The 12,460-nt window shown below is 67.8% G+C and carries 13 protein-coding genes and 2 pseudogenes; 5 read left to right on the top strand and 10 right to left on the bottom strand.

All coding sequences use genetic code 11. The annotated features are described in order from the left end of the window. The first annotated feature begins 14 nt into the window (after window positions 1–14). A complete protein-coding gene (locus V9G04_04665; GenBank protein MEI2712590.1) occupies window positions 15–560 on the top strand; it encodes an RNA polymerase sigma factor in 546 nt (181 codons plus the stop codon). After that, a complete protein-coding gene (locus V9G04_04660; GenBank protein MEI2712589.1) occupies window positions 560–1,171 on the top strand; it encodes a hypothetical protein in 612 nt (203 codons plus the stop codon). Before V9G04_04665 ends, V9G04_04660 begins: the two co-directional genes overlap by 1 nt. Window positions 1,172–1,230: 59 nt before the next feature. Here V9G04_04660 and V9G04_04655 read toward each other — a convergent pair whose 3' ends face one another. Continuing rightward, window positions 1,231–2,238 carry an NAD(P)H-dependent glycerol-3-phosphate dehydrogenase gene (locus tag V9G04_04655; GenBank protein MEI2712588.1) on the bottom strand — a complete coding sequence of 336 codons (1,008 nt, stop codon included), beginning with the start codon at window positions 2,236–2,238 and terminating at the stop codon, window positions 1,231–1,233. Beyond that, window positions 2,235–2,999 carry a lysophospholipid acyltransferase family protein gene (locus V9G04_04650; protein MEI2712587.1) on the bottom strand — a complete coding sequence of 255 codons (765 nt, stop codon included), beginning with the start codon at window positions 2,997–2,999 and terminating at the stop codon, window positions 2,235–2,237. Before V9G04_04650 ends, V9G04_04655 begins: the two co-directional genes overlap by 4 nt. A 98-nt stretch (window positions 3,000–3,097) precedes the next feature. Here V9G04_04650 and cofC point away from each other — a divergent pair, with 98 nt between their 5' ends. Next, a complete protein-coding gene (cofC, locus tag V9G04_04645; protein MEI2712586.1) occupies window positions 3,098–3,748 on the top strand; it encodes a 2-phospho-L-lactate guanylyltransferase in 651 nt (216 codons plus the stop codon). Window positions 3,749–3,794: 46 nt separating this feature from the next. On the opposite strand, the gene V9G04_04640 is transcribed toward cofC, so the two are convergent. The 3 genes and pseudogenes from V9G04_04640 to leuC form a co-directional block, all read right to left on the bottom strand. Next, window positions 3,795–4,445: an HU family DNA-binding protein gene (locus V9G04_04640; protein MEI2712585.1), complete on the bottom strand. Its 651-nt coding sequence runs from the start codon at window positions 4,443–4,445 to the stop codon at window positions 3,795–3,797. 138 nt (window positions 4,446–4,583) lie between these two features. Further along, window positions 4,584–5,184 (bottom strand): annotated as a pseudogene (gene leuD / locus V9G04_04635) (3-isopropylmalate dehydratase small subunit). 95 nt (window positions 5,185–5,279) lie between these two features. Then, window positions 5,280–6,683, bottom strand: a pseudogene (leuC, locus tag V9G04_04630) (3-isopropylmalate dehydratase large subunit). 104 nt (window positions 6,684–6,787) lie between these two features. Between leuC and V9G04_04625 the strand changes: the two are divergent. Further along, a complete protein-coding gene (locus tag V9G04_04625; GenBank protein ID MEI2712584.1) occupies window positions 6,788–7,510 on the top strand; it encodes an IclR family transcriptional regulator in 723 nt (240 codons plus the stop codon). Window positions 7,511–7,557: 47 nt separating this feature from the next. Further along, window positions 7,558–7,947: a hypothetical protein gene (locus V9G04_04620; GenBank protein MEI2712583.1), complete on the top strand. Its 390-nt coding sequence runs from the start codon at window positions 7,558–7,560 to the stop codon at window positions 7,945–7,947. Between the two features lie 55 nt (window positions 7,948–8,002). Here the strand turns inward: V9G04_04620 and V9G04_04615 are convergent, their stop codons facing one another. The 5 genes from V9G04_04615 to V9G04_04595 are packed head-to-tail and all read right to left on the bottom strand — an operon-like array spanning window position 8,003 to window position 12,388. Next, a complete protein-coding gene (locus V9G04_04615; protein ID MEI2712582.1) occupies window positions 8,003–9,172 on the bottom strand; it encodes a hypothetical protein in 1,170 nt (389 codons plus the stop codon). Beyond that, entirely contained in the window at window positions 9,169–9,660 is a 492-nt protein-coding gene (locus tag V9G04_04610) for a SigE family RNA polymerase sigma factor (protein ID MEI2712581.1), read from the bottom strand. The genes V9G04_04615 and V9G04_04610 overlap by 4 nt, the downstream gene beginning before the upstream one ends. A gap of 38 nt (window positions 9,661–9,698) precedes the next feature. Then, the gene (locus tag V9G04_04605) at window positions 9,699–10,286 is read right to left on the bottom strand and encodes an NUDIX hydrolase (GenBank protein ID MEI2712580.1); all 588 of its coding nucleotides are present in this window, start codon (window positions 10,284–10,286) and stop codon (window positions 9,699–9,701) included. A 57-nt stretch (window positions 10,287–10,343) separates the two neighbouring features. Next, complete coding sequence (locus tag V9G04_04600) at window positions 10,344–10,829, bottom strand: methylated-DNA--[protein]-cysteine S-methyltransferase (GenBank protein MEI2712579.1); 486 nt, start codon at window positions 10,827–10,829, stop codon at window positions 10,344–10,346. Further along, a complete protein-coding gene (locus tag V9G04_04595; protein ID MEI2712578.1) occupies window positions 10,826–12,388 on the bottom strand; it encodes an AlkA N-terminal domain-containing protein in 1,563 nt (520 codons plus the stop codon). The genes V9G04_04600 and V9G04_04595 overlap by 4 nt, the downstream gene beginning before the upstream one ends. Window positions 12,389–12,460: the final 72 nt, after the last annotated feature.

The raw sequence follows: 12,460 nt of genomic DNA, 5'->3' as shown, positions 1-12,460 counted from the left end.
GGCGAAGAACAGATGTGAGCGCGACGATCGGGCACGACCCAGAAGCCCTTGAGGCCTTCTATCGCGAGCACCTGCCGTTCGTACGCTCGTACGTCGCTCGTCGCGTCGATGATGCCCAAACCGCAGCCGACCTGACGGCGGACATCTTCGTCGCAGCGATCGAATCAGCGGCGCGTTATCAGGAGTCGCACGGTCCACCGGCCGCGTGGCTGGCCGGCATCGCGCGCAATGTGGTGGCAGGACATCATCGGCGTCGCGCCCGCGAGTTGCGCGCCGTGTCGCGGCTGTCCGGTCGGGCGCTGCTCGACGACGCATCGACGCATCGGATCAACGAACGGCTGGACGCCGAACGCGCCACCCGGCAGCTCTATCGATCTCTCTCGGCGTTGCCTGCCAAGCAACGCGAGGTTGTGGAACTCGTCGCCATCGACGGACTGTCCCTAACCGAGGCAGCCAAGCGTCTCGGCATTACCGCCGGCAACGCCCGGGTCCGCTACCACCGCGCCAGGGCAGCAATGGCTTTGTCCCTTCCCGAACTCATCCCTACCGAGGTGATCTGATGAACACCCAACTCGATTCCTTCGAAACCGCCCTGCTGCACCAGTTGCAAGATGAGCTAGCCAGGCAACGGCCCCAGCGAGCCCGTCCCACACGTCGACTGGCCGCCTTGGGTGCCACCGCAGCCGCCGCCATCGCGGGCGTACTCATCGTGCCCGGACTCGGCCCGACCCCGGCGTACTCGGTCCAAGAGGGCAACGCCGGCGAGATCCGAGTGGAGATCAACGCACCCGAGGATGCGGCCGGACTGGAGCGAGCGCTGGAGGAGCATGGCATCGCCGCCGACATCACCTATCTCTCCAAACTCCAGACCTGCGCGCCCGGGCGATACACCGTCGTGTCTCGAACACTGACCGGTCTGAAAACCTCGGTCGGCGATGACCACATCGCCGTGATGATCCCGCCTGGCGCGATCCGCGAGGGCGAGACCTTCGTGCTGGCATGGTCGGCAGAACCGATGGCCCCCGAACAACTCGCCGAAGATCTCCCCGAGGGCGTCACGAGCGACCAGGGCGTACGCGTCTCGTTGGAGTTCGATGTCGCGACCGGACCGGTTGCGCCGTGCCGCCCGGTCCCCGCGAAGCCCGGGGAGCCCGAACTTTTCGGGGGTTGAGCGGTCCCTGGTCCGCTCAACCCCCGGAGAACCGGGGTCCTAGCGTGCCCATCGGGTGTCTAGTCCGTCTCGGCCTTGGTGTCGCGCGCGATGAAGGACGCCATCATGTCCTTGGCGGTGATGTCGCCGTTGACCACCGCGGTGACGTGCTCGGCGATCGGGGCGTCGACTCCGGTGGCTTGGGCCAGCGCCAGCAGCGACGCACAGGATTTCGCGCCCTCGGCCACCTGTCGGGTCGAGGCATAGATCTCCTCGGTCGTCATGCCCTGGCCGAGCTTCTCGCCGAACGTACGGTTGCGCGACAGCGGCGACGAGCAAGTGGCGACCAAGTCACCTAGACCGGCCAGGCCCATCAGCGTCAGTGGATTCGCACCCAAGGCCATCGCCAGGCGGGCGGTCTCGGCCAGACCGCGGGTGATCACCGAGGCGGTGGTGTTGTCACCGAAGCCCAACCCGACGGCCATGCCGACCGCGAGCCCGACGACGTTCTTGTACGCCCCGCCGAGCTCGCAGCCGAGCACGTCGGTCGAGGTGTAGGGCCGAAACGCCGGCGTGTGGCACAGATCCTGCACCCGTTGGGCGACCGATTCGTCCGCGCACGCGACCACCGAGGCCGCGGGTTCACGCCGGGCGATCTCCTTGGCCAGGTTGGGGCCGCTCACGACGACGATCCGGTCGTCACCAGCGCCGGTCACCTCCGCGATGACCTCACTCATCCGCTTCAAGGACCCCAGTTCGACGCCCTTCATCAGCGACACCATGACCGCGTCGTCGCGAAGGTAGGGGGTCCACCCTTCAAGGTTCTGGCGGAAGGTCTGCGACGGGGTTGCGAAGACCACGACCTCAGCGTCCGAGAGCGCCTCGGCGTAGTCGGCGGTCGCCGACACCGTCGAGGGCAGCTCGATGCCGGGCAGGTAGTCGGGGTTCTCGTGCGTGCTGTTGATCGCGTCGGCCAACTCGGGACGACGAGCCCACAAGGACACGTCGTTGCCGGCATCGCCGAGGATGATCGAGAAGGCGGTCCCCCAGGAACCCGCCGACAGTACGGCGGTCTTCGTACGACTCATGACGTCCTCTTCTTCTTGCCGTTGGGGTTGCCGATCTCTCCCACGCCGGCCTGACGCGGGTCGAAGCGTGTCGTCGGCGCGGACTCGCCACGCAGGTCGGCGACGAGCTCGGTGATCGCCGCCATGATCCGATCGGTGGCCTGCTGGACGACCTCGGCGGTCGGCTTCTGACCGAGCAGATCCGACAGGTCGACGGGGTCGCCGGCCTTCATCGCGATCGTCTTGCGTGGGAACAGGTCGGGCTTCTTGGCGTACGGCGGCAGCACCTCGTGGACGCCCCACTGCCCGATCGGGATCACCGGGCAACCGGTCGCCAACGCGATCCGCGCGGCCCCCGACTTGCCTCGCATCGGCCACAGGTCAGGATCGCGGGTCAGTGTGCCCTCGGGATAAACGATCACGGCCTGGCCAAGGTTGACTGCCGCGACCGCGGCGTCGTACGCCCCCACCGCGTTGCGCGACAGCCTCTCGACGGGGATCTGCCCGGCCGCCCGAAGAAACCCCCCGAGCGCCTTGTTCTTGAACAAGCCCGACTTCGCCAGATACCGCGGTACCCGGCCGTGGTCATAGACGAAGTGCGCGATGGTCAGCGGGTCGAGGTGGGAGATGTGGTTGACCACGATCACGCAGCCGCCCGTGTGCGGCACCTTCTCGCCGTCGATCCAACGCCGGTTGAACCACGGGAAGACGAAGGGACGCAGCACGCTCTCACCCACGGTGAACGGCCACAGCCGCGTGTCCGTCAGTTTGCGTACGCGCACCAGTTACACCTCCGAAGAATCGGCGCCAACGCACCGGGCAGCAGGCTACTCGCAGACGAGTGCCGATGTGGCCCACGCCACCCACGTCACCTGACAAGATGGGCGCGATGTCCGAGATGTCGTACGCCGTGCTGGTGCCCGTCAAACCCAGCACCCTCGGGAAGTCGCGACTTGGCGGTGCCGCCGCACCCTGGCGTACGCAGTTGGCTGCGGCGTTCGCGATCGACACTCTGGCGGCGGCTCGAGCTGCCGTACGAGTCGCGCTGATCGTGGTCATCACCGACGACCCGGCCGTAACGTCGGTCGCGACAGCCGCGGGAGACGTCGTGCTGGCCGATCCCGGCGCGGGACTCAACGCGGCGCTGCGCGTGGCAGCCCAGCACGTACGCCACACGTGCCCGGATCTGACACCCGCCGCGCTGCTGGCCGACCATCCGGCACTGCGCCCCGACGAGCTTGACGACGCACTGGCCGCCGTCGACCCGGTGACCGGCGGATTCGTCGCAGACTCCCAAGGCACCGGCACCGCGCTCTATGCGGGTGGCGACTTCCGGCCGGCGTTCGGCGCAGACTCTCGCAACCGGCATCGCGCCACCGGTGCGGCCGAACTGCTGGTCGCGGTGCCCACGTTGCGGCTCGACGTGGACGATCTGGACAGTCTGCGAGCTGCGATCGAGTTGGGGGTCGGACCCGCGACGGCCCAGGTGTTGGCGACCGCACAACTGCTCTTGGTGCCAGCAGACGACTGAGGGCGGACCCCAACGGAATCCGCCCTCAACCGACGCAGGTGTCGCGTCAGGACTTCTTGGCAGCAGCCTTCTTGGTAGGCGCCTTCTTGGCCGTGGCCTTCTTCGCCGGAGCCTTGGAGGCAGCGGCCTTGGCGGGAGCCTTCTTTGCGGCGGTCTTCGCCGGGGCCTTCTTGGCAGCCGTCTTGGCGGGGGCCTTCTTCGCCGCGGTCTTCGCCGGAGCCTTCTTGGCCGGAGCCTTCTTAGCCGCGGTCTTCGCCGGAGCCTTCTTGGCCGGAGCCTTCTTAGCAGCCGTCTTCGCCGGAGCCTTCTGAGCCGGGGCCTTCTTAGCAGGGGTGGCGGCCTTGCTGACCGCGGCAGCAGCATCCGTTGCCGCCTTCACCGCTGCGGCCGGAGCGGCCATCGTCAACTTGGGCAACTTCTTCGCGCCGGAGATGACGTTCTTGAGGTCCGCTCCCGGAGTGAACTTCGGGACCGCCTTCTTCTTCGTACGGATCCGGTCGCCGGTGGCGGGGTTGCGCGCCCAGCCGGCAGCCTTGACCCGCTTCTCGAACGAGCCGAAACCGGTGATCGCGACCTTCTCGCCCTTGGCGACCTCACGGGTGATGGTGTCGAGCACGGACTCCAACGCGTGCTGAGCGGCCTTGCGGTTGCCTTCGAACCGTGCGGCCAGCGTGTCGATGAGCTGTGACTTGTTCACTAGCTTCCCTTCCAATGAACACTCGGAGCCGGACGGACTGCCCAGCGCTGGTTTCACGCTAGGCATGTTCCTCGACACACTCACGCGCCACGCCGGGGAAGACGTTGATTTCCCCGTGTGGGCAGGTGTTCTGATCCGTCAGAGCGTCACCGGCTTGAAAGCCGGGCGCTCGGTCTCGAAGGCCGAGATGTCGGCTTCGTGGCCCAAGGTGATGCCGATGTCGTCGAGTCCTTCGAGCAGGCGCCACCGCGTGTAGTCGTCGATGTCGAAGGAATCCTCGATCGCGTCCGGCCCCTCGCCCGCCTTGACTGTCTTGGTCTCCAGGTCGACGGTGATGGTGGCGCCCGGGTTGGCCTCCAGGTAGGACCACAGCGCGCCGACGACCTTCTCGTCGACCTGTGCTGCGAGTAGACCGGCCTTGCCCGAGTTGCCCCGGAAGATGTCGGCGAACCGGGGCGCGATCACGACACGTGAAGCCGTAGTTCTGCAGCGCCCAGACGGCGTGCTCGCGCGACGAGCCGGTGCCGAAGTCGGGTCCGGCGACAAGCACCGAGCCCGCGGCGTACGCCGGCTTGTTGAGCACGAAGTCCGGGTCGTCGCGCCAGGCTGCGAACAGCCCGTCCTCGAACCCCGTACGCGTCACGCGCTTGAGGTAGACGGCCGGGATGATCTGGTCGGTGTCGACGTTGCTGCGGCGCAGCGGCACGCCGACACCGGTGTGGGTGGAGAAGGCATCCATGTCAGTTCCTTTGAGCCAGTTGATCGAGATGGTTTCGAGACGCGCCTATGGCGCTCCTCAACCAGCGGTGTTCGGTTGATCGAGCAAAGTCGAGGTCACAGATCGGCGGGCGACGACAGCGTGCCCCGGATCGCGGTCGCGGCGGCAACGGCGGATCGAGACGAGGTGCGTACGCCCGCCCTTGCCCTGCCGGCCTTCGAAGTTGCGGTTGGACGTCGAGGCGCTGCGCTCGCCGCGGAGCGAGCTGATCGGGGTTCATGCCTAGGCACATCGAGCACCCCGCGCCCCGCCATTCGGCGCCAGCCTCTTTGAAGACCACGTCGAGGCCCTCCTCTTCGGCCTGCAGGCGTACGCGCACCGAGCCCGGCACCACCAGCAGTCCGGGTGCCCTCGGCCACCTTGCGGCCCTTGACGATGTCCGCGGCCAGCCGAAGGTCCTCGATGCGACCGTTGGTACACGAGCCGACGAAGACGGTGTCGACCTTGATCTCGCGCATCGGCGTACCGGCTTCCAGACCCATATACGTCAACGCCTTCTCGGCCGCGATCTTGTCGACCTCGTCCTCGAAGTCGTCGGGGCTGGGCACGTCGGCACCGAGCGGCGACACCCTGGCCCGGGTTGGTGCCCCAGGTCACGAAGGGAGTCATCTTCGAGGCGTCGAGCACGATCTCCTTGTCGAACTCGGCGTCCTCGTCGGTGCACGAGCGTGCGCCAGTGCTCGACTGCAGCGACCCAGTCTTCGCCCTTGGGAGCGCCGGCCTTGCCCTCGATGTAGTCGAAGGTGGTCTGGTCGGGGGCGATCAGACCAGCCTTGGCGCCCCACTCGATCGACATGTTGCAGATCGTCATCCGCGACCTCCATCGAGAGTTCCTCGATGGCCGGGCCGCGGTATTCCACGACATAGCCCTGACCGCCACCAGTGCCGGTCTTGCTGATCAGGGTGAGGATCAGGTCCTTGGCGGTCACGCCGTCCGGCAACGAACCCTCGACGGTGACAGCCATCGTCTTGGGCTTGGCCTGCGGCAGCGTCTGGGTGGCCAGCACGTGCTCGACCTCGGACGTACCGATGCCGAACGCGAGCGCACCGAACGCGCCGTGGGTGGAGGTATGGGAGTCACCGCACACGATCGTCATGCCCGGCTGAGTGAGTCCCAGTTGTGGACCGACCACGTGCACGATGCCCTGCTCGATGTCTCCGAGCGGGTGCAGCCGAATGCCGAACTCCTCGGCGTTCTTGCGCAGCGTCTCGACCTGCGTACGACTCACCGGGTCGGCGATCGGCTTGTCCCAGTCGATCGTCGGGACGTTGTGGTCCTCGGTCGCCAGCGTCAGTTCGGGGCGTCGTACGGGACGGCCCGCGAGACGCAGTCCGTCGAACGCCTGCGGACTGGTGACCTCGTGGATCAGGTGAAGGTCGATGTAGAGCAGATCCGGCTCCCCTGCGGCCGACCGCACCACGTGCTCATCCCAGACCTTCTCTGCCAGGGTCTTGCCCATCTGATCCTCACTTCTGCTTCTCGGCCTACTGCTTGCACCTCGGTGTCGTACGTCGCACACCGTACTACTTGCCATCCTAGAGTGTGAGATGAGAATATCGCCATATGGACAACGGAAGCGGCGTGGGTGTTCTCGACAAGGCGGCCCTGGTGCTGACTGCTCTTGAGTCGGGACCGGCGACGCTGGCGACCCTGGTGACCAGCACGGGCCTGGCCCGACCGACCGCTCACCGACTCGCCGTCGCACTGGAGCACCACCGCTTGGTCTCGCGCGACATGCAGGGCCGCTTCGTACTCGGTCCGCGGCTCTCGGAACTCGCCGCTGCGGCCGGGGAGGACCGCCTGCTGGCAGCGGCCGGGCCGATCCTGGCACGCCTTCGCGACATCACCGGGGAGTCCGCCCAGCTGTGGCGGCGTCAGGGCGATCACCGCATCTGCGTCGCCGCTGCCGAACGCCCGTCGGGCCTGCGCGACACGATCCCGATCGGCTCCCAACTCACCATGCGCGCTGGTTCGGCAGCCCAGGTCTTGCTGGCCTGGGAGGACCCCGAGCGGATGCAGCGCGGCCTGATGAACGCGGCGTACTCCGCCACCGCACTGTCCGGCATCCGCCGCCGCGGCTGGGCCCAGTCGATCGGCGAACGCGAGCAGGGCGTGGCGTCGGTGTCGGCGCCCGTACGCTCCCCCGGCGGCAAGGTGATCGCGGCGGTCTCTGTGTCCGGTCCGCTCGAACGTCTCACTCGCCAACCGGGCCGGATGCACGCTCCCGCGGTGCTCGCCGCAGCCGAACGGCTCAGCGAATCACTGCGTCGCGCCGCTGCTGAGTGAGTACGCCGGTCGATGCGCGAGCAGCCTGACGGGATCAGCCTGAGATCATGACCTCCTTGATCCTGATCCGGACCGCCGCGATCACCGCCGTCCTCGTCGTCGCGTACCTCATCATCGACCTCACCGCCACCAAGGGCGACCCCAACATCGGCGCGGGCCTGATGATCTTCGCCGCCCTGGTCGTCATCAGCGTCATCTGGGCATTCTTCGACGGCCGACGCCAGGACCTGCCGAAGACGCTGGCCGCATGGACGATCGTGGCGCTCGTCGTCTCCGTCGGCTGGCTGGTCACCCGGGCCATCCTCGAAGCGGGCGATGAAGCGCTGGAGTTGATCCTCGCGGATCTCTTCACGATCCCGTTCACGGTCGGCCTGATCCTCGCGCCGGCCCTGCTCGGTGCCGTGCTCGGCCGAGCCAGCCTGGGCACCGCTCACTGAAGCCCCTTGTGGTGCTTGCCGGTGTCACCCAGTGGCACCAGCAAGCACCACAAACTCAGTCACTCAGTGAGTCGCGCGCCCAACTCGAGGTGAACCACGCACCGTCCAACCCCGTGAACTCCGCCACCTTGGCGACCTCACCCGAGCCGACCCGCCAGGCCAGCAGGCGATTCTTCGACGTGAAGCCCAACCACGAGTCGTCGAGCCAGCCGGCAACGTTGCAGCACGTCTTGCCTCGCCCCTCGACCGACAGCGCCAGCACGGATCGGTTCGCTCCCGAGACCACGATGCCTTCGGGGTTGGCGTACGCCCCACCCTCGACCGGCCCGGCCAGGAACGCCGCCTGCGCCACCTCGCCGGGACGCCCGGCCCACGAGCCGTACATCTGGTCGCCATTCGCGATAGGCAGCCCGGTGAACGTCATGCGGGGTCTGCGTCCGGTCTCGTTGCCGTCGAGGTCGACGGTGCGACCACTGTCGGCTGCGAGCTCGTCGGGCAGCCAGATGGTGTCGGGGTTGAGCCATTCGGCGCCCTCGGCCAGATAGCGAGGGGTCGCGATGATCCGCTGCTCCAAGGTGTGCAGATCGAGCAGCACGAGGTCGTCGACCTGGGCGAACAGGATCGTCCAGCCGTCCGGTGACAGTCCGCCATTGGGCGCGAGAACCGCAGCCACATTCCCGCCCTCGTCATGGTTGGCCGCGATCCGCCCGGTCGGGATGGTCCAGGAACGACCAGCCTCGTCGACCCCGACGAAGCGCTTCCAACGGCCCTGGTCGTCGAAGACCTCGAACACCCCGAGCAGTCGCGTGCCCGCTTCGATCATCGGCCGATCCGCGGATAGGTCGAGGAACTGTTCTTCGGGATTCGGCCCAACCCACGGCAACGAGGCTTCGTCCGCAGCATCGGGCGCCCACCAGACCGGCACCCTCTGATAGTGCGCATCCGGGGCGGCCGAGCTCCCCGGCTGGGTGCTGGAGATGCTCGGTGACTCACTCGCGGCAAGATTCCCGCGATCGGGCGACAACAGATCGGTGACCGACCCGGGGCGTACGACCGCCACCGCGCCAACGGCCACCACCGCCACAGCCGCAGCGGACATCAGGGTGCGCGAACGCTGCCGGCGGCGTACGCCTTGACGCCAGGCCGTGTCGACCGCTCCCGGCAGCGGAGCGGGCACGTCGCTGACGGTGTCGTGCAGCAGCTCAGTCAAGCGTGTCTCGGTCATCGCGGGTCCTCCAAGAGTTCGGCGAGGTGCGGCGCAGCCTCGCGCAGGCGCCTCAGGGCGAGATGGGTCTGGCTCTTCACGGTGCCGATCGCCACGCCCATCGCGTCGGCTGTCTGCGCCTCGGTGAGGTCGGCGTAGAAGCGCAGCGCGATCACCGCACGCTGGCGAGGCGTGAGCGTCGACAGGGCACGCTCGAGATCGATGCGTCTGCTCGGATCGAGGTCCGTCGTCGGACGGTCCTCCGGCTCCCGAACGACCTCACGGCGATGTCGGCGCCACCAGCTGATGTTGTCGCGCACCAGGATCCGGTGGGCGTACGCCGTGGGGTTGCCGTCGCGCAGGCTCCGCCAGCGCTGGGCCACCTTGGTCAGCGCCTCCTGGACCAGATCCTCGGACCGGTGACGGTCACCGGTCAGAAGCACCGCGAAGCGCAGCAGGCCATGTTGAGCCGCTGTGGCCCATTCGACGTACGCCTCATCGGTGTCCATACCCGGTCAACGCGTGAGTGGCGGCTTTGGTTGGAGGGTCACGACACCCGGCCCAGGTGGACCGCCGCCAGCATCAGCGGCGCGATCGTGCCCGAATCCTGGATGCCACCGGACTTGACCAGCTCGAGCACCTCGCGCCAGGGGACGCGGCGTACGGTCCGGATTCCTTCCTCGGCCTGGTGCTCGGTGGGGTCGTCGACGGTGGTGAGCCCGCGCGCCAGGTAGGCACTCTCGGGGCAGTGCGCGATCCCGTTGAGGGCGAAGTACCCGCCCAGCGGAATCCACTCGCTTGCGGCCAGGCCGTTCTCCTCCGCGAGTTCGCGTTCGGCCGCTATCAACGGGTCTTCGCCATCGGTACTGCCGGCGGGCACCTCCAGGGACCACGTCTGCGTCGTGTACCGGAACGTCTCGATCATGACGACCTCGTCGTCCTCGGTCAGCGCGACGATGAAGACCGCTGGATTGCGCGAGTGGACGACGCCATAGAGCCCGTCGTCGCCGTTGGGCCGGATCACCTTGTCCTCGCGCACGAACATCCACGGGTTCTCGTACGCCACCCTCGACTCCACGGTCTGCCAGCCCCCGGCGTCGTGGGTCGCTTGCTCGGTCCGGCCGTCGGTGCTCATCCCCCGACCCTCCCACGCCGAGGAGTCACGAACTCTCGCCGAGGGGTCACGAACGCGTCAGAACAACGCGTCCTGCTCCAGGTCGAGCAGGATCTGCTTGCGCTCGACCCCGCCGGCATAGCCCGTCAGCGTGCCGTTGGCGCCGATCACCCGGTGGCACGGGATCACGATCGGAATCGGGTTGGAGCCGTTGGCCAGGCCGACGGCGCGAGAGGCGGCGTTCGTACGCCCGAGGCGGTGTGCGATCTGACCGTACGTCGCGGTCTCTCCGAAGCCGATCAGCGCGAGTTCCTTCCACACGCTGTGCTGGAAGTCGCTGCCCTTGGGCGCCAGCGGTAGGTCGAACGCCTGTCGCTCCCGGTTGAAGTATTCGGTGAGTTGCTGCACCGCCTGCCGAAGCACCGGGTGCGCATCGTCGCGGGCGCCGCGCGGGCGACCGTCGGAGTCGACGAACGGGCTGAACTCGATCGCGGTGATCGCGCCGTCCTGCTCGACGATGCGCAGATCGCCGATCGGGGAGGCCATCACGGTGTGCACGGTCATATCTTCTCCTGCTGCTCTTGGTCCTGCACGTCGTGCAGGCTCTGCCAGAGGTGGATCTGGGCGTACGAGCGCCAAGGCCGCCACGTGTCTGCGAGCCGCTCGGCGTGTGTCGGGTCGTGGCCGAGATTCGTCAAGGCGTGCTTGATGCCGACATCGGTCGCCAAGAAGACGTCGGGGTCGCCAAGTGCTCGCATGGCGATGTAGTCGGCCGTCCACGGACCGATGCCCGGCAGGGCCAGCAGCGCCTCGCGTACGTCATGTCGATCAGTGCTCCGGTCGAGCCGGATCTGTTCGTCGGCCAGCGCCTTGGTCAGGCTGATCAACGCTCGGCCTCGAGCGCGCGGCATCGGATAGTCCTCGGGCGTTAGTCGGCTCAGGCTGTCGCTCGTCGGGAAGAGGTGGGTGAGGTCGTCGTACGAAGTCTCGATGCGCTGACCGTGCTTCTCGGTCAAGTCGCCGGCCAGAGTGCGTGCTCGCGCGACGCTGATCTGTTGGCCGAGCACGGCGCGTACGGCGATCTCCTCACCGTCGACGTGGCCGGGGACGCGCAGGCCGGGGTGGTGGGCGATCAGGGGGCCGAGGATCTTGTCGCTCTCCAACGCGGTGCTCACTGCGAGCGGGTCCGCGTCGGCATCCAGGAGTCGCCGGGTGCGTTCGACGGCCGCGCCCAGATCGCGCAGATCGGCCAGGTGCAAGGTGGCGTCGACCTGCGCAGTGCCGACCTCCTCGTGATCGCTCAAGTGCACCTCGACGGCGCCCACCCCGTGGGGCAGACGGAGCGTGCGGGCATAAGTCCCCTCGCCGCCGGGGTTGATGCGTGCGGTCTCGACTCCGGCCACGGTGCGCGGGGCGAGGAAGGCGAGCAGCGCTTTGCCGGCGTACGGAGTGCGTACGGCCAACCGGATCGGCAGACGGGTCACGCCCGGCGCCTTCGACGGGTGAGGACCGCGCTCTGCCTCCGGTGGTTGAGGAGCGCGCCCCGCGCGCGTCTCGAAACCACGCCGCAGTTCGCGTGGCGCCGCGTCGTACACCTCTTTGAAGCTCTCGTTGAACTGCCGCACGCTGCTGAACCCCGCGGCGAAGGCGACGTCGGTCAGCGGCAGGTCGGTGGTCTCCACGAGTACGCGGGCCGTCTGTGCCCTGCGGGCGCGAGCGAGTGCGAGCGGGCCTGCACCAACCTCCGCGACGAGCAGCCGGTTGAGGTGCCGAGACGTATAACCGACCTGCCTGGCCAACTCCTCGACGCCAGCACGATCCACGACCCCGTCATTGATCAGCCGCATCGCCCGACCTGCTGTGTCGGCGTTGACGTCCCACCGCGGACTGCCCGGCGTCGCGTCGGGCAGACATCGTTTGCAGGCGCGAAAGCCCGCTGCCTGCGCCGAGGCGGCGGTGGGGTGGAAGGTGACGTTGCGGGAGGCCGGCGTACGAGCAGGGCAGGAGGGCCGGCAATAGATTCCGGTGGTCTTCACCGCGGTGTAGAAGACCCCGTCGAACCTGCGGTCGCGACCCGAGACCGCGCGATAACACGTCTCGTGATCCAACGGCGGGGCGCTCATGCACACCATCATCGCGCCACCGGAAGGCACGTGCTAGCGGGAATCAGACATCGCAGTGGTGAGCAGACGCGA

The sequence above is a fragment of the Nocardioides sp. genome (genome assembly GCA_037045645.1).
Taxonomy (GTDB): Bacteria; Actinomycetota; Actinomycetes; order Propionibacteriales; family Nocardioidaceae; genus Nocardioides.
The sequence above is the reverse complement of the archived record's forward strand: the minus strand, read 5'-3'. Positions and strand labels throughout refer to the sequence as shown.